We start from the raw sequence: 17,075 nt of genomic DNA, 5'->3' as shown, positions 1-17,075 counted from the left end.
ACGTGCACCGGCGCTGACGGCACCCATCCGCACGGGGCCGCCCGACGTGCACCGGCGCGTCCCACGTGACGCCGTCCCCGCCACGGCGCGCCGCGCACGGCGGCCGCCCGGCGCGGGACCGGTCGGGCCCGGTTGTCAGTGGGGGGTCGTACGGTTGATGGCATGCGGCCCGTTACCGAGATCGAACGCACGATGGCGCCCTTCGAGGTCGTCAGCCCCTACAAGCCCAGCGGTGACCAGCCCGCGGCCATCGCCGAGCTCGACCGGCGGGTCCGCGCGGGCGAGAAGGACGTCGTCCTGCTGGGTGCGACCGGCACCGGCAAGTCGGCCACCACGGCCTGGATGATCGAGAAGCTCCAGCGCCCGACCCTCGTGATGGCGCCCAACAAGACGCTGGCCGCCCAGCTGGCGAACGAGTTCCGCGAGCTGCTGCCGAACAACGCCGTCGAGTACTTCGTCTCGTACTACGACTACTACCAGCCCGAGGCCTACGTCCCGCAGTCGGACACCTACATCGAGAAGGACTCCTCGATCAACGAGGAGGTCGAGCGGCTGCGCCACTCCGCCACGAACTCCCTGCTGACCCGCAGGGACGTCGTGGTGGTCGCCTCCGTCTCGTGCATCTACGGCCTCGGCACCCCGCAGGAGTACGTGGACCGCATGGTGCCGCTGCGGGTCGGCGACGAGATCGACCGCGACCAGCTGCTGCGCCGCTTCGTGGACATCCAGTACGCGCGCAACGACCTCGCCTTCACCCGGGGCACCTTCCGGGTCCGCGGCGACACCATCGAGATCTTCCCGGTGTACGAGGAGCTCGCCGTCCGGATCGAGATGTTCGGCGACGAGATCGAGGCGCTGTCCACACTCCACCCGATCACGGGCGAGGTCATCAGCGACGACCGCGAGCTGTACGTCTTCCCGGCCAGCCACTATGTGGCGGGTCCGGAGCGGATGGAGAAGGCGATCACCGGGATCGAGCGCGAGCTCGAGGAACGCCTCGCGGAGCTGGAGAAGCAGGGCAAGCTCCTGGAGGCCCAGCGGCTGCGGATGCGCACCACGTACGACATCGAGATGCTGCGCCAGATCGGCACCTGCTCCGGTGTCGAGAACTACTCGATGCACTTCGACGGCCGCCTGCCGGGCAGCGCGCCGAACACGCTCCTCGACTACTTCCCGGAGGACTTCCTCCTGGTCATCGACGAGTCCCATGTGACGGTCCCGCAGATCGGCGCCATGTACGAGGGCGACGCCTCCCGCAAGCGCACCCTCGTCGAGCACGGCTTCCGGCTGCCCTCCGCCCTCGACAACCGGCCGCTGAAGTGGGAGGAGTTCCAGGAGCGGATCGGGCAGACGGTCTATCTGTCGGCGACGCCCGGCGCCTACGAGCTCTCCCGCGGCGACGGTTCCGTCGAGCAGATCATCCGTCCCACCGGCCTGGTCGACCCGGAGGTGGTCGTCAAGCCGACCGAGGGCCAGATCGACGACCTGGTGCACGAGATCCGCACGCGCACCGAGAAGGACGAGCGGGTCCTCGTCACCACGCTCACCAAGAAGATGGCGGAGGACCTGACGGACTACTTCCTGGAGCTGGGCGTCCGGGTCCGCTATCTGCACAGCGACGTCGACACGCTCCGCCGGATCGAGCTGCTGCGCGAACTGCGCGCCGGTGAGTACGACGTCCTGGTCGGCATCAACCTCCTCCGTGAGGGCCTCGACCTCCCCGAGGTGTCGCTGGTGGCGATCCTCGACGCCGACAAGGAGGGCTTCCTGCGCTCGGGCACCTCGCTGATCCAGACCATCGGCCGCGCGGCGCGCAATGTCTCCGGCCAGGTCCACATGTACGCCGACAAGATCACTCCGGCGATGGAGAAGGCGATCGAGGAGACCAACCGGCGCCGGGCCAAGCAGATCGCGTACAACGAGGCGAACGGCATCGACCCGCAGCCGCTGCGCAAGAAGATCAACGACATCGTCGCCACCATCGCCCGCGAGGAGGTCGACACCGAGCAGCTGCTCGGCAGCGGCTATCGGCAGGGCAAGGACGGCAAGGGGGCCAAGGCACCCGTTCCGTCGCTGGCCGCGCACGCCGTCAAGGGGGCCGACGGCAAGGGCGCCAAGGCCGGCAAGTCCGCGAAGGCGGGCAAGGGAGCGATCACGAGCGACCGGCCGGCCGCCGAACTGGCCGGGATCATCGAGGAGATGACGGACCGGATGCGCGCCGCGGCGGCGGAGCTCCAGTTCGAGGTCGCCGCACGCCTGCGCGACGAGGTCGGCGAACTGAAGAAGGAGCTGCGGCAGATGAAGGAAGCCGGTATCGCCTGAGCCGTGGCCCGTGTCTCAACACCGCCACAAAAGCGCACCGAGTCTGCTGCGCCGTCGGGGTGACTGCGTAGGGTACAGGCAACCGCACACACGGACGGTTGCGGGGGAACCATGGAGAGGGGACAGCGCGTGGTGGACGTATCCAAGGGCAATGCGCCCGGGGGTCCCGGCGTCAATCTGACCAAGGGACAGGCCATCAGCCTGGAGAAGAAGGGCGGCGGCACCCTCACCGCGGTGCGGATGGGCCTCGGCTGGCAGGCGGCGCCCCGGCGTGGACTGTTCGGGTCGCGCACCCGCGAGGTCGACCTGGACGCCTCGGCGGTGCTCTTCGCCGACAAGCAGCCGGTGGACGTGGTCTTCTTCCGGCACCTCGTGAGCGACGACGGATCGGTCCGCCACACCGGCGACAACCTGGTCGGCGGTGCCGGTCAGGGCGGCGACGACGAGGCGATCCTCGTCGACCTGCAGCGGGTGCCGGTGCACATCGACCAGATCGTGTTCACCGTCAACTCCTTCACCGGCCAGACCTTCCAGGAAGTGCAGAACGCGTTCTGCCGCATCGTGGACGAGACCAACGGCCAGGAGCTCGCCCGCTACACCCTGGACGGCGGCGGCCAGTACACCGCCCAGATCATGGCCAAGGTGCACCGCGCCGGCTCCGGCTGGCAGATGACCGCCCTGGGCAACCCGGCCAACGGCCGTACGTTCCAGGACCTGATGCCGTCGATCCTGCCGCACCTGTAGACACGCGGAACATCGCTCCGCACCAGAGGCCGCGGCGGCGTCCGCCGCGGCCACGCAGCTCCCGGAGGCGGCAGGCCGCCGGGAGCTGCTCCGCACACCACCGAGGGGGACGAAGGCGATGACGGCCGAGCTGGTCAGGGGGCAGAACCATCCCTTGCCCCACACCCGACTCGACATCCGGGTGTCGGCCGGCAAGCCGGTCGTGGCCGCCGCCGCGCTGAGCGACGAGGACGGCCGGGTACCGGGCACCGAGTGGGTCGCCCACCCCGCCCAGCCTGCCCTGCCCGGCGTCGAGGTCTCCCGCCAGGCCACCGCCGACCATCTGCTGGCCGTCGACCTGAACGCCGTGCCCGCCTCGGTCCATCGGGTGACGGTGCTGCTGGCGCTGCCGATGGGCCCGGGGTGCCCCGTCCGCTTCGGGGCGGTCGCCGCCCCCTTCGTCACCGTCGGCCCCCCGGACGGCGACGAGATCGCCAGCTACACGGTCACCGGCCTGGACTCCGAGTCCGCCGTCGTGGCCCTGGAGCTCTACCGGCGTCAGGGGGCGTGGAAGGTCCGCGCGGTCGGCCAGGGGTACGCGGGCGGCCTCGCCGCGTGCCTCACCGACCAGGGCCTCGACCGCGCGGGCGAACTCGCAGCGGTCGTCCAGGAATCCGTCGCGTCCGGGCTCGCGCGCACCGTCGGCACGCCCCCGCCCCGGACGTCGGAGGTACGGCACAACGCGGCCGCAGCCGCCACCGCGGGCGACCCCGGCTCCTCCGCGGATCCCGGCCCGGCGCCCGCCGCCGGCGCGGGATCCGCGGAAGGGCCGGGCCGGCGGCCATCGGACCCGGCGACACCGCAGCCGTCGGCCCAGACGCACGGCGGCCCCATCGACTACACGCACCCGCGCCGGCAGTCCGCCGCGCCGCCGCCCCCGCCCCCGGCAGTCCCGCCCGCCGAGCCCGGCCGGCCGCCGGTGCCCGTCGCGGGCGACGCCACCGGCTGGTCCATGGAGGAGCGGCTGTACAACCAGGTGTGGGGCATGTTCGAGGACCTGGCCCGCACGACGGCCGCGTACCGCAGCGCGGTGGACTTCGCCGATTCACGGCTCGACCAGGAGCTCGACCGCGCCCTGTCCGACCCGCGCAGCCGGATCGCCGGCGCGGGGGACGGAGCCCGTGAGGCGGCCCGGGCCAAGCACGACGAACTCACGGGACGCGCCCGCGAAGTCCTCGACCGCGACCTCGCGCAGCTGGCCGCCGAGTCCGAGGTCGTCGAGCCCGCCCTGCCGCCGGCGTTCGCCCGCTGGGACAGCCCGGTCTGGCACGGCTACCGCGTACCGATGGAGATCCCGATGGCCCTCCGCCTCGGCGACCTCCACCTCCCCGAGCGGCCCGAGCTGCGGATCCCGATGCTGGTCCGGCTGCCGCTGGAGCGCGGCCTGTGGGTGGACAGCGGCCGGAGCACGTCGGAGACCGCCGTGACGCTGGACGAGGCGCGACTGCGCGCGCTCGCCGTGGACACCGCGGTCGCCCACGCGGCCCGGCTGCTCGCGGTCTATCCGGCCGGGGAGTTCACCGTGCACGTCATCGACCCCGCGGGCTCGGCGGCGCGCCCACTGACCCCGCTGGTGCGCTCGGGCGTGCTGGACGAGCCGCCCGCGGCCGGGGCCCAGGGCGTCTCCGCGGTGCTCGCGAAGCTCACGCAACGCGTGGACCTGGTGCAGATGGCCGTGCGCGGCGGCGCGGCCGACGCGCTGCCGCCCGACCTGGACACCGCCCAGCAGCTGCTGATCGTCAACGACTTCCCGCACGGCTTCGACGACCGGGCCGTGACGCAGCTCCGCTACCTCGCCGACGAGGGGCCCGCGGTCGGCGTCCATCTGCTGATGGTGGCCGACCGGGAGGACGCCTCCGCCTACGGGCCGGTGCTCGATCCGCTGTGGCGCTCCCTCCTGCGGATCACCCCGGTCCCGGACGACCACCTGGCCGATCCATGGGTCCAGCACGCCTGGACGTACGAGCCGCCGGTGGTCCCGGAGGGCAGTGACGTGCTCGGCGCGGTGCTGGCGAAGGTCGCACAGGCACGGCGGACCTGGCGGCGCTGAGCTCCGGCGGCAAACGCCGCCGCTGGTCGTCCGGCGGTGCCGCATCGTCGGCGTGCTGGCGTGCTGGCGTGCTGCCTTGCTGCCTTGCTGCCGTGCTGCCGTGCGGGCCCGCGGCCCCCGTGTCCCCGCAGGCCCCGGGGTTCGCCGTGCTGCCGTGTCCGCACCGTGGGACGATGCCGGGCTCAGCCCGTTGAGCTGGGACTTTGACCCTCCATTACCCCCGCCTTTACCGTCCTTTGGTTTTTCGGGTAGTGTTCGTCGGGCGGAGGGGAGTACTCCCACCTGCGGCGTGCCCGTCAGTACGGACCGACAGACCCAGAGCGGTCCCGGGGCGCCGGCCCGTGGTTCGGCGACCAGCCACACGGGTGGAAGAGACCTCCGGCAGCGACGACGCTGGTGAGTAGCCGTACGACGCCGGAGGCGCAATGGACGTTTCGTTGACCATGTGGCTGGTGACCATTCTTGGTCTCTCCGCCCTGATCGCGGTCGACTTCTTCATCGGGCGCAAGCCCCATGACGTGTCGATCAAGGAAGCGGGAATCTGGACGATCGTCTGGATCGTCCTCGCAGTGATCTTCGGCGTCGGACTGCTGATGGCGGGTGAGAGCCAGGCCTCGGGCGAGTTCTTCGCGGGTTACATCACCGAGAAGTCGCTCAGCGTCGACAACCTCTTCGTCTTCGTGCTGATCATGGCGAAGTTCGCGGTTCCGTCGCAGCTCCAGCAGCGCGTGCTGATGTTCGGTGTGCTCATCGCGCTGGTCCTGCGGGCGATCTTCATCGCCGCGGGCGCCGCGATCATCGCCAGCTTCTCGTGGGTCTTCTACATCTTCGGCGCGTTCCTGATCTACACGGCCTGGAAGCTCATCCAGGAGGCGCGCTCCGACGAGGACGAGGACGAGTTCGAGGAGAACAGGCTCCTCAAGTCCATCGAGCGGAAGTTCGGCGTCGCCGACAGGTACCACGGCACCAAGCTCTTCATCCGCGTCAACGGCAAGCGGGTGCTGACGCCGCTGATGGTCGTCATGCTCGCCATCGGCACCACCGACGTGCTGTTCGCGCTGGACTCGATCCCCGCGATCTTCGGCCTCACCCAGGACCCGTACATCGTCTTCACGGCGAACGCCTTCGCGCTGATGGGGCTGCGGCAGCTGTACTTCCTGATCGGCGGACTGCTCAAGAAGCTGGTCCACCTCAGTTACGGCCTGTCCGTGATCCTCGGCTTCATCGGCGTCAAACTGGTGCTGCACGCACTGCACGAGTCCGGGGTCCACGTCCCCGAGATCTCCATCCCGTTCTCGCTGGCGGTCATCTGCGGTGTCCTGATCATCACCACGATCACGAGCCTCATCGCCTCCCGGAGGCAGGAGAAGCGGGAGGCGGAAGCCGCCGCCGCGTCCGCGTCCTCGTCCGAGAAGGACAGCGTCGAGGCCTGAGTTCCGCAGTGCCGCGCGCCCCTGACGCGCGGCACACGGCACGTCGGCGCCGGCCGGGGTGTACGCAACCCGGCCGGCGCCGACGTGTACGGGCCGGGGTAACGTGCCGGCCCGACACCGCGCGGATCCCGCCCGGTGGGTGCGGGGGAGCGTCACACGGCGGCCGCGCCCTCCGAGGGCTCGCGCACCCGCTCACACGCCGGCGCCGTCTCCGGCAGCAGCGCGAAGCACCCGAGACTGAGCACGGCGATCCCGCTCAGATACGCCGCCACTCCCCACGGCGGTCCGCTCCCGCCGGACACCGCTGTGGCGACGAGAGGGGTGAGCGCCCCTCCGAGCACTCCCGCCAGGTTGTAGCCGACCGCCGCCCCCGTGCACCGCACCCGGGGCTCGTACAGCTCCGGCAGATACGCCGCCACCACCGCGAACATCGTGATGAACGCCAGCATCGCGCCCAGGAACCCGGTGAACATCAGCAGCGGCTCGGCGGTCTGCAGCAGCGCCACCATCGGGAACATCCACAGCGCGCTCGCCGCGCATCCGGTCAGACAGAGCGGCCGGCGCCCGTAACGGTCCCCGAGCATCGCCGCGAACGGCGTCACAGCCCCCTTCACGGCGACCGCCGCCATGACGCAGACCAGCATCACCGTCCGGCTCACCCCGAGCCGCTCGGTGCCGTACGCCAGCGACCAGGTGGAGACGGCGTAGAAGACGGCGTAGCCGACCGACAGCGCGCCCGCGGTGAGCAGCACCAGCCGCCAGTGCCCCCGCAGCACTTCGGCGAGCGGCAGGCGGGCCCGCTCGGTGATCCGCTCGAACTGCGGGGTCTCCGCCAGTGAACCGCGCAGGAACAGCCCGCCGGCCGCCAGGAGCCCCGCCGCCCAGAACGGGACCCGCCAGCCCCAGTCCCGGAACTGGGTCTCGGTCAGCCCCGCCGAAAGCGCCAGCATCACCCCGTTGGCCAGCAGAAAGCCCACCGACGGCCCGATCTGCGGAAAGCTCGTCCAGAGGCCGCGCCGCCCGGGCGGCGCATGCTCGGCGGTCAACAGCACCGCCCCGCCCCACTCACCGCCGAGTCCCAGTCCCTGGAGGAAGCGCAGTACCAGCAGCAGCGCGGGAGCGGCGGCCCCGAGGGTCGCGTACGACGGGACGCACCCCACGCCGACCGTGGCCAGGCCCGTCAGCAGCAGCGACGCGAACAGCACCGGCCGCCGCCCGTGACGGTCGCCGATGTGCCCGAAGAGCACCGACCCGAGCGGTCGGGAGACGAAGCCGACGGCGAACGTCCCGAAGGCGGCGAGGGTCCCGGCGAGCGGGGAGAACGTCGGGAAGAACAACGGCCCGAGCACCAGCGCCGCGGCCGTGCCGTAGACGAAGAAGTCGTAGAACTCCACGGCCGTCCCGGCGAGCGAGGCGGCCGCGAGCCGGGCCATGGAGACGGGCCGGCCGGACGGTGCGGGAGGGGAGGACGGGGCCGGAGGGGAGGACGGTGACCCCGCCGACGACGGAGCGTGACGACTGTGCATGTCGCGCCAACTACCCGTGACCGTCGGCGGTTACGGGGGCGCACGGGAGCGTGATGGCGGGCCGTCGCGCACCGGGGTGAACGCCTCGGTGCGCGGCGCGTCGGAACTCCGCGGGCGCCGCGGCGCCCCGGCGACATCCGGGAAGCCGGGGCCATGCGGCGGCGCGCCGGAACCTGATGGGGAATGCAGAGCCATGGGGCGTCGCGTCGAACCTGCCGGCGATGGCGCGCGTGGATCCCCCGGGCCTCAGTACGTGACCACGATGCGGCGGGCCACGCCGTCCACCCGGATCAGCCCGCCGTAGGGGATCACCAGTTGGGGATCGGTGTGCCCGAGGTCGACGTCGAACACCACCATGGTGTCCGGCGCGTACACGGCCAGCGCCCGCTCCACGGCCTCGCGCTGCTCCCGGGCGTACCGGGCCTGCCCTTCCGCGTCGAGCGGCCGCTCGAACGACCAGGTCTTGGGCCTCGCCCACAGCAGCGCGGGGAAGCGGCGCAGCAGTCCCCGCTCGCCCATGTTGCGCAGGATCCGGAACACCTCGGTGGCGGACGGCAGTTCCTCGGAGGTCTCCAGGAACAGCACACAGCCGTCGTACACGGCCGGGTCGCGCTGGATCTCCCGGTCGGCCATGAGCATCCAGGACAGGATCTCCAGATTGCCGCCCCAGCCCCGGCCCTCGACGATCCGCTCGGGCCCCGCCCAGCTCCACCCGGTCGCGGGGAGGGTATCCGGCTCGGCCGTGAACGTCCCGGGGTCGGCCCAGTCGCGGTCGATCACGCGGACCCGGTCCGCCGGGCGCAGCTCGTAGGGGCCGGAGGTGAACAGGGCGGCCCGCAGCGAGTCCGCGGTCAGCGGTGCCACGGCGCCGGGCCGGCCGAGCTCGCACATCACCGACGCGCCGTGGTAGCCGACCACGCCGGTGTTCCAGAGGAACGCGAGCAGATTGGTGTTGTCGCTGTAGCCGAAGAACGGCTTCGGGTTCGCCCGTATCAACTCCCGGTCCAGCAGCGGCAGCACGGTGATCTGGTCGTCGCCGCCGATCGACGCGATCACCGCGCGGATGTCCGGATCGGCGAAGGCCGCGTGGATGTCGTCGGCGCGCCGGCGGGGAGTGGACCCCATCGTGCGGGTGGCCGGGTACTCGACCGGAACCAGCCCGAACTCCTTCTCCAGCCGCTCGAGTCCCAGCTCGTACGGCAGGGGCAGCAGACCGGGGAGGCCCGAGGAGGGGGAGATCACGGCGATCCGGTCCCCGGGCCGGGGCTTGGGCGGGTGGACGGGTACGGAGAACGCGGAGGGGCTGCCGGGCGGTGTCATGGGCGGCAGGCTAGCCAGGTGTCCGGGCGCCGGGCATCGGGATTACCCGTGCCACGCGCTCTTTTCGGACACCTCCCGAGGGCCGCCGGGCCCGGTGTCACCAGCCGCGCTCGCGCCACTCGGGGAGATGCGGCCGCTCGTCGCCGAGCGTCGTGTCGTTGCCGTGGCCGGGGTAGACCCAGGTCTCGTCCGGCAGCACGTCGAAGAGCTTCGTCTCCACGTCGCGGATCAGCGAGGCGAAGGCCTGCGGGTCCTTCCAGGTGTTGCCCACGCCGCCGGGGAAGAGGCAGTCGCCCGTGAACACGTGCGGATGGCCGTGCGGGTCGTCGTAGACGAGCGCGATCGAGCCGGGCGTGTGGCCCACGAGGTGGCGGGCGGTGAGCTCGACGTCGCCCACCCTGATCGTGTCGCCGTCGTCGAGCAGCACGTCGGTCGGCACCGGGATGCCGGCCGCGTCGTGGCGCCCCGCGTACGTGCGTGCCCCGGTCGCGGCCACCACGTCGGCCAGCGCGCCCCAGTGGTCGCCGTGCCGGTGCGTGGTGACGACGGACGTGATCCCGTCGTCACCGATGAACCGCAGCAGCGTCTCGGGCTCGTTGGCCGCGTCGATCAGCAACTGCTCGTCGGTGGCCCGGCAGCGCAGCAGATAGGAGTTGTTGTCCATGGGGCCGACGGCGACCTTGGAGATCATCAGCGCCGCCAGCTCGTGCACGTCAGCCGGGCCGCCGACCGTCACCGCTCCGCTGTAAGTCATGGGGCCAGCGTACTCAGCCGACTACAGCGGCGGCAGCACCGGCAGCGGGCCGCCGCCGACCTCGAGGGCCGTGCCGTCGCGGCGGCCGGCGAGCCAGCCGAGCACCTCCGCGGCAGTGCCCCGGACGGTGACCGGACCGCCGGCGGCCCCGCCTCCCGTGGCCCACGTCCCTCCGCCGTCGGCGACGACGGTCGTGGGCGGCACGTCCTTGTGCCCGTCGAACCGCTCCGCGAGGAAGGCGGTCTCGCGCTCGATGAAGGCGGCGGGCAGGTCCTCCAGCTCGTACCCGACGCCGAGGTCCACGTGGTGCAGCTCGACCTCGATCAGCCGCCGGAAGGGGATGCGCGCCGCCGTGTCCTTCACGCCGTTGCGGAGCTCCACGATCCGCGACCAGTCGGCGTCCGCCGTGGCCGCGGTCTGGAAGCGCTCGCCGGACTCGCGCACGTCGTCGAGCTGGACGGCCAGGGGCCGGGGCGCGTCGCGCTCGATGTCGGCCTCGCGCGTCTCCGCGCTCGCGTACATGGGGCGGCCCTCGAAGACGTTCACGAGGGCGTCGGCGTTGCGGGCGAGGTGGGCCAGGACATGGCCGCGGCTCCAGCCGGGGAGCCGTGACGGCTCGGCGGCCGCCGCGTTGTCCAGGGAGACGGCTGCGTTCAGTAGTCGCTCGGTCGCTTCGCGTACGGAGGCCAGGTCAACCACGGGATCGATCATGGGGAAGACGATAGCCCCGCCACACGTTCGAGTGAAGGTGACCGCCGACCGGCGTTAATCGAATACGCGTGCTATAGGCTCGGGGCTGAGGCATTCTGGAGGGCCGGGCGTTCGTCCGTCCGGCAGCCGTCGATCTCGTGGTCGACCTAGCCTGGAGCAGTCCGGGCCGGGGGCCGTGCCCCCGATGCTTCTCACGACCTGTCTCAAGAAAGGTGCGGACCCGGCGTGGCCGACCGTCTCATCGTCCGTGGCGCTCGCGAGCACAACCTCAAGAACGTCTCGCTCGACCTCCCGCGTGACTCACTCATCGTCTTCACCGGGCTCTCGGGGTCGGGCAAGTCGTCGCTCGCGTTCGACACGATCTTCGCCGAGGGACAGCGCCGCTACGTCGAGTCGCTGTCCTCCTACGCCCGGCAGTTCCTGGGCCAGATGGACAAGCCGGACGTGGACTTCATCGAGGGCCTCTCCCCGGCCGTCTCGATCGACCAGAAGTCCACCTCGCGGAACCCCCGCTCGACCGTGGGCACGATCACCGAGGTCTACGACTACCTCCGGCTGCTCTTCGCGCGCATCGGCAAGCCGCACTGCCCGGAGTGCGGCCGCCCCATCACGCGCCAGTCCCCGCAGGCCATCGTCGACAAGGTGCTTGAGCTGCCCGAGGGCAGCCGCTTCCAGGTGCTGTCGCCGCTGGTGCGGGAGCGCAAGGGCGAGTTCGTGGACCTCTTCGCCGACCTCCAGTCCAAGGGCTATGCGCGAGCGCGGGTCGACGGGCAGACGATCCAGCTCACCGAGCCGCCGAAGCTGAAGAAGCAGGAGAAGCACACGATCGAGGTGGTCATCGACCGCCTGACCGTCAAGGAGAGCGCCAAGCGCCGGCTCACGGACTCCGTGGAGACCGCGCTGGGCCTGTCCGGCGGCATGGTCGTGCTGGACTTCGTCGACCTCCCCGAGGACGACCCCGAGCGCGAGCGGATGTACTCGGAGCACCTGTACTGCCCGTACGACGACCTCTCCTTCGAGGAGCTCGAACCCCGCTCGTTCTCCTTCAACTCGCCGTTCGGAGCCTGCCCCGACTGCACCGGCATCGGCACGCGGATGGAGGTCGACCCCGAGCTGATCGTCCCGGACGAGGACCGCTCCCTCGACGACGGTGCCATCCACCCCTGGTCGCACGGCCACACCAAGGAGTACTTCGGGCGCCTCATCGGCGGGCTCGCCGACGCCCTCGGCTTCCGCACCGACATTCCGTGGGCCGGGCTTCCGCAGCGCGCCAAGAAGGCCCTGCTGTACGGCCACAAGACCCAGGTCGAGGTCCGCTACCGGAACCGGTACGGGCGGGAGCGCGCCTACACCACCCCGGCGTTCGAGGGCGCGGTGTCCTTCGTCAAGCGGCGCCACAGCGAGGCGGAGAGCGACTCCAGCCGGGAGCGCTTCGAGGGCTACATGCGCGAGGTGCCCTGCCCCACCTGTGACGGCACCCGGCTGAAGCCGATCGTCCTGGCAGTGACGATCATGGAGAGGTCGATCGCCGAGGTCTCGGCCATGTCCATCAGCGAGTGCGCCGACTTCCTGGGAAGGCTGACGCTCACCGCACGCGACAAGAAGATCGCCGAGCGGGTGCTCAAGGAGGTCAACGAGCGGCTGCGGTTCCTGGTCGACGTCGGTCTGGACTACCTCTCCCTCAACCGGGCGGCGGGCACGCTGTCCGGCGGCGAGGCACAGCGCATCCGGCTGGCCACCCAGATCGGCTCCGGGCTGGTGGGCGTGCTGTACGTGCTGGACGAGCCGTCCATCGGACTTCACCAGCGCGACAACCACCGGCTCATCGAGACCCTGGTGCGGCTCCGCGACATGGGCAACACCCTGATCGTCGTCGAGCACGACGAGGACACGATCAAGGTCGCCGACTGGGTCGTGGACATCGGCCCGGGCGCCGGCGAGCACGGCGGCAAGGTCGTCCACTCCGGACCGCTGAAGCAGCTGCTGGCCAACAAGGACTCGATGACCGGGCTGTACCTGTCCGGGAAGAAGTCCATCGCGACGCCGGAGATCCGGCGGCCCGTGGACGGGGCCCGCCGGCTCACGGTGCACGGCGCCCGGGAGAACAACCTCCGGGACATCGACGTGTCGTTCCCGCTCGGTGTGCTCACGGCGGTCACCGGCGTCTCCGGCTCCGGCAAGTCCACGCTGGTGAACGACATCCTGTACACGCATCTGGCGCGCGAGCTGAACGGTGCCAAGTCGGTGCCGGGCCGGCACACCCGCGTGGACGGCGACGACCTCGTCGACAAGGTCGTCCACGTCGACCAGTCGCCCATCGGACGCACGCCCCGGTCCAACCCGGCGACCTACACCGGCGTCTTCGACCACGTGCGCAAGCTCTTCGCGGAGACGATGGAGGCGAAGGTGCGCGGCTATCTGCCGGGCCGCTTCTCCTTCAACGTCAAGGGCGGACGCTGTGAGAACTGCTCCGGCGACGGCACCATCAAGATCGAGATGAACTTCCTCCCGGACGTCTACGTCCCGTGCGAGGTCTGCCACGGTGCCCGGTACAACCGGGAGACCCTGGAGGTCCACTACAAGGGGAAGTCCATCGCCGAGGTGCTGGACATGCCGATCGAGGAGGCGCTGCACTTCTTCGAGGCCGTGCCGACGATCTCCCGTCACCTCAAGACGCTGACCGAGGTGGGTCTCGGGTACGTCAGGCTCGGCCAGCCGGCGCCGACGCTCTCCGGTGGTGAGGCACAGCGGGTGAAGCTCGCGAGCGAGCTGCAGAAGCGGTCCACCGGCCGCACGGTCTACGTGCTGGACGAGCCGACCACGGGTCTGCACTTCGAGGACATCTCCAAGCTGATCAACGTGCTGTCCGGACTGGTCGACAAGGGCAACACGGTGATCGTGATCGAGCACAACCTCGATGTGATCAAGACCGCCGACTGGGTCGTCGACATGGGGCCCGAGGGCGGCAGCGGCGGTGGCCTCGTGATCGCCGAGGGCACGCCCGAGCAGGTCGCCGCGGTGCCGACGAGCCACACGGGCAAGTTCCTGCGGGACATCCTGGGACCGGACCGCATCAGCGACTCGGTGCCGCCGCAGTCCCGCAAGACGGCGGCGAAGAAGACCGCGTCGAGGAAGGCGGTCTCGGCCAATTCCACGCCGGTGCGGAAGAAGACGGTGACGGCCGACGCGACCCCGGTCAAGAAGGCCGCAGCGACACGGAGCCGCGCCCGCAAGGCCTGACCGGCTCCGGGCCCGTCGGTCGCCGGCCGGCCCCGAACACCCGTCGCCCCGGGTCCTGTCACAGGCCCCGGGGCGACGGTCGTCGTCCGCCGCTCGCGCGCCCCCTGTCAGGCCAGTTCGCAGGCGTACGGGGGCTCCGCGCCCGTACGGGAGCACGTGACGGCGGCGGCGCGTGCGGCGAAGCCGAGCACCTCGGTCCAGCCGGCGGCGTCCAGGGCGAGCAGACCGCCCCGCGAGAGGGCGTCGCGCCGCTCCAGGTCGTGCAGCAGCGCCGCGTTCACGGTGTCGCCCGCGCCGATCGTGTCGGCCACCGGCACGGCCGCCGCGGGAACGGCTGCCTCCACACCCTCCCGGGTGCGCACCGTGAGACCGCGATCGCCATGGGTCAGGACCACCGCGGCCGGGCCCTCGGCCAGCCACTGCTCCGGGGAGCCGCCGAGCCACGCGGCGTCGTCCTCCGAGAGCTTCAGCAGCGACACCGAGGGGAGCCAGCCGGCGAACCGTTCCCGGTAGGCCCCGGCGTCCGGGATCAGCCCCGGCCGGATGTTGGGGTCGAGCAGCGTGAACACCCCGCGGTCCGCCTCGCGTCGCAGCAGCGCCTCGTACGCGCTCGCCCCGGGCTCCAGCACCAGCGAGCACGTCCCGAGCGCCAGCGCCCGCACCTCGTCCGGCAGCGCCGGCGGCAGCGCGAACAGCCGGTCGGCGGTGCCCGTCATGTAGAAGCCGTAACCGGCCGAGCCGTCCGCGCCGACCTCGGCGACCGCGAGGCTCGTCGGCTCCGGGCCCCGCTGCACCAGCGACGTCCGCACACCCGCCGCGTGCAGCCCGCCCAGCAGCGCCTCGCCGAAGCCGTCCACCGAGACGCGCGAGCAGAAGCCCACGGCGGATCCCAGCCGGCCCAGGGCCACCGCCGTGTTGTACGGGCCGCCGCCGGGCCGCGGCAGCAGGGGTGGCAGTGGTGCGTGCCCGGCGGCCGTCCGCTGCGGGACCAGGTCGATCAGGGACTCACCGGCGACGACGATCACGGCTCAGAACGTAGCCGATCGTTCCGGGGCGCGACAGCCCCGTTCCGGACCGGCCGACCCGCCCGGAAGCGCCGCGATCTGCGCCGGTATCGTCGGGTTGGTCACCCGCCGCGCCCCCACCCGTGGAGATCCTCATGTCCGGCCCACCCGCCGCCCGCCGTACCGTGCTGAAAGGCGCCGCCCTCGCCGGGGCCGCCGGGCTGGGGGTCGCCGCCTGCTCCACCGAGTCCAAGGTGGGCCACGCGCAGGTGCCGACGCCGACCGCGCCGGTCGACCTCGGCGCCGCCGATGAGGTCCCCGTGGGCGGCGCCCGGCTCTACCGCGAGCAGCGGCTCGTCGTCCACTGCCCGGCCGAGGGCCGGTACAAGGCGTTCAGCGCCCAGTGCACCCACGCGGGCTGCGTCCTGGACAAGGTCGAGGGCACGGAGGGCAACTGCCCCTGCCACGGCAGCCGGTTCGACGTCACGACCGGCACGGCACTCCGGGGCCCGGCGACCGTACCGCTCCCGGAGGTCCCGGTCCGGGTGCGGGACGGGAAGCTGGTGGCCGGCCCCGAGGCCTGAGAGAGCTCACCCCCCTCCGTGCCCGCGTGAGGCCCGGGGCATGAGCGTTTGCTCTTCCTGGTCCCCGGGCGTGAGCGTTCGTTCCGCCCCCACCCGAGGCCCGAGAGGGCTCACCCCGACCGTCCCGAGGTACGGGACGGTCATGGAGCGGGTTCGTTCCGCCCGTCCCCGGAGGCGTCGACGAGCCCACGCCGCAGGCCGCAGGACGCCGCCCCGCTCCTCCGCCGGGACCGGGCGAGCCGGCGGCTGTCGGCCCGCGGCGGCGCGGACGCCCGTGCGGACCTTGCGGACGGCGGCCGTCCGCACGCCGAACCGGGCCCCGCGGCACCCACGGTGAGCCGTCCCCGCCTCACCGGGCGGTGACGCGGACGGTGACGGGCGCGCCCCGCGTCAGCGTTCCCACTCCCAGTCGATCCCCTGGATTCCCGGCCGGACGCCCTGCTCGACGAGGTGGACCGCCGGGTGCCGGCCGCTCGGCGCCAGCTCCGCACGGCAGATCCGTGCCGAGCCGGGGGAGTTCTGGGCGAAGTGCCGGCACCGTGCCGGCAGTGCCGCCTCGTGGAAGCGGACCTGCAGCACGTACTGCCCGCCGGCCGCGGGGAAGCCGCGTACGTACTCGCCGCTCGGGCCCGCCGTGCCGTCCTCGAAGCCGTAGCCGAGGAGGTACGTCTCACCGGACCGCAGCCGGGCGTCCAGGAGCAGTTCCGCGACCAGCACCCCCGCATCCCGGTCGTACCGGATCCGCCCCGGGCGGCAGTTCTCGTACGCCCGGACCGACACCCGTGCCGGATCCCACCCGGGATCCCCGCGATGGACGGCCAGCAGACGGTCGACGCCGTCGCGATGGGCGCGCACGATCTTCTGGGAGTCCCGGCCCAGCAGTTCGCGGCCCGGTCCGATCCGTACGCGCTCGTGGTGCCCCACCGTGTGCAGCCCGCCGTCCGCGGGCCGGCCGAGTCCGGTGAGCAGCCGCTCCACCGCCCCGGACACCTCGGCCGGCGCGCGCGGCGAACGGGCCGCGGGGCGCCGGGGTGCGGGCCCGGCGTCGTCGGGGAGCAGCCGCAGCAGGGAGTTCTCCGGCAGCCGGAGCACGTCCTCGAGTGCCCGTACCGCCCGCAGCGACTCGGGGCGCTGGGGGCGGCGGGCACCCTGCTGCCAGTAACTCAGACTGGTCACCCCGACCTTGATCCCCCGGTGCGCCAGATGGTGCTGCACCCGCTGCAGCGGCAGCCCCCGCACCGCGAGCGCGGCACGCAGGGCGAGGTGGAAGGGGCCCGTGCGCAGCACCCGGTCCAGTTCGGCCTGGGTGTGCGCGGGGTGCGCGGCGTGCCCCATGGGACTCCTCGAT

12 protein-coding genes are annotated in these 17,075 nt (G+C 72.0%); 6 read left to right on the top strand and 6 right to left on the bottom strand.

Going from position 1 to position 17,075, the window contains the following annotated elements; genetic code table 11:
* Positions 1-162: 162 nt before the first annotated feature.
* The 4 genes from uvrB (at position 163) to QRN89_RS07950 (ending at position 6,588) form a co-directional block, all read left to right on the top strand.
* Positions 163-2,322, top strand: a complete 2,160-nt coding sequence (gene uvrB, locus QRN89_RS07965; protein WP_290348640.1) for an excinuclease ABC subunit UvrB — start codon at positions 163-165, stop codon at positions 2,320-2,322.
* 177 nt (positions 2,323-2,499) lie between these two features.
* Positions 2,500-3,066, top strand: coding sequence for a TerD family protein (locus QRN89_RS07960; protein ID WP_290353618.1), 567 nt, complete (start codon positions 2,500-2,502; stop codon positions 3,064-3,066).
* A gap of 118 nt (positions 3,067-3,184) precedes the next feature.
* A complete protein-coding gene (locus QRN89_RS07955; protein WP_290348639.1) occupies positions 3,185-5,155 on the top strand; it encodes a TerD family protein in 1,971 nt (656 codons plus the stop codon).
* A gap of 425 nt (positions 5,156-5,580) precedes the next feature.
* On the top strand, positions 5,581-6,588 hold the full coding sequence (locus QRN89_RS07950; RefSeq protein WP_290348638.1) for a TerC family protein: 1,008 nt from the start codon (positions 5,581-5,583) through the stop codon (positions 6,586-6,588).
* 152 nt (positions 6,589-6,740) lie between these two features.
* Here the strand turns inward: QRN89_RS07950 and QRN89_RS07945 are convergent, their stop codons facing one another.
* The 4 genes from QRN89_RS07945 to QRN89_RS07930 all read right to left on the bottom strand — a co-directional run bounded on the left by QRN89_RS07945 (position 6,741) and on the right by QRN89_RS07930 (position 10,899).
* The gene (locus QRN89_RS07945; RefSeq protein ID WP_290348637.1) at positions 6,741-8,021 is read right to left on the bottom strand and encodes an MFS transporter; all 1,281 of its coding nucleotides are present in this window, start codon (positions 8,019-8,021) and stop codon (positions 6,741-6,743) included.
* 339 nt (positions 8,022-8,360) lie between these two features.
* Positions 8,361-9,434: a S66 family peptidase gene (locus tag QRN89_RS07940; RefSeq protein WP_290348636.1), complete on the bottom strand. Its 1,074-nt coding sequence runs from the start codon at positions 9,432-9,434 to the stop codon at positions 8,361-8,363.
* Positions 9,435-9,531: 97 nt separating this feature from the next.
* Positions 9,532-10,188, bottom strand: coding sequence for an MBL fold metallo-hydrolase (locus QRN89_RS07935; RefSeq protein WP_290348635.1), 657 nt, complete (start codon positions 10,186-10,188; stop codon positions 9,532-9,534).
* Positions 10,189-10,209: 21 nt separating this feature from the next.
* Positions 10,210-10,899 carry a maleylpyruvate isomerase family mycothiol-dependent enzyme gene (locus QRN89_RS07930; RefSeq protein WP_290348634.1) on the bottom strand — a complete coding sequence of 230 codons (690 nt, stop codon included), beginning with the start codon at positions 10,897-10,899 and terminating at the stop codon, positions 10,210-10,212.
* Positions 10,900-11,124: 225 nt separating this feature from the next.
* On the opposite strand from QRN89_RS07930, the gene uvrA reads away from it, so the two are divergent.
* The gene (gene uvrA / locus QRN89_RS07925; protein WP_290348633.1) at positions 11,125-14,139 is read left to right on the top strand and encodes an excinuclease ABC subunit UvrA; all 3,015 of its coding nucleotides are present in this window, start codon (positions 11,125-11,127) and stop codon (positions 14,137-14,139) included.
* 107 nt (positions 14,140-14,246) lie between these two features.
* On the opposite strand, the gene QRN89_RS07920 is transcribed toward uvrA, so the two are convergent.
* Positions 14,247-15,164, bottom strand: a complete 918-nt coding sequence (locus QRN89_RS07920; RefSeq protein WP_290348632.1) for a carbohydrate kinase family protein — start codon at positions 15,162-15,164, stop codon at positions 14,247-14,249.
* Between the two features lie 134 nt (positions 15,165-15,298).
* Between QRN89_RS07920 and QRN89_RS07915 the strand changes: the two genes are divergently transcribed.
* Positions 15,299-15,727 carry a Rieske (2Fe-2S) protein gene (locus QRN89_RS07915; protein ID WP_290348631.1) on the top strand — a complete coding sequence of 143 codons (429 nt, stop codon included), beginning with the start codon at positions 15,299-15,301 and terminating at the stop codon, positions 15,725-15,727.
* Positions 15,728-16,117: 390 nt separating this feature from the next.
* Here the strand turns inward: QRN89_RS07915 and QRN89_RS07910 are convergent, their stop codons facing one another.
* The gene (locus tag QRN89_RS07910; protein WP_290348630.1) at positions 16,118-17,062 is read right to left on the bottom strand and encodes a hypothetical protein; all 945 of its coding nucleotides are present in this window, start codon (positions 17,060-17,062) and stop codon (positions 16,118-16,120) included.
* Between the last annotated feature and the right edge of the window lie 13 nt (positions 17,063-17,075).

It is taken from the genome of Streptomyces sp. HUAS CB01, from assembly GCF_030406905.1.
GTDB lineage: Bacteria > Actinomycetota > Actinomycetes > Streptomycetales > Streptomycetaceae > Streptomyces > Streptomyces chengbuensis.
This window is presented reverse-complemented; position numbering and strand designations above follow the sequence as displayed.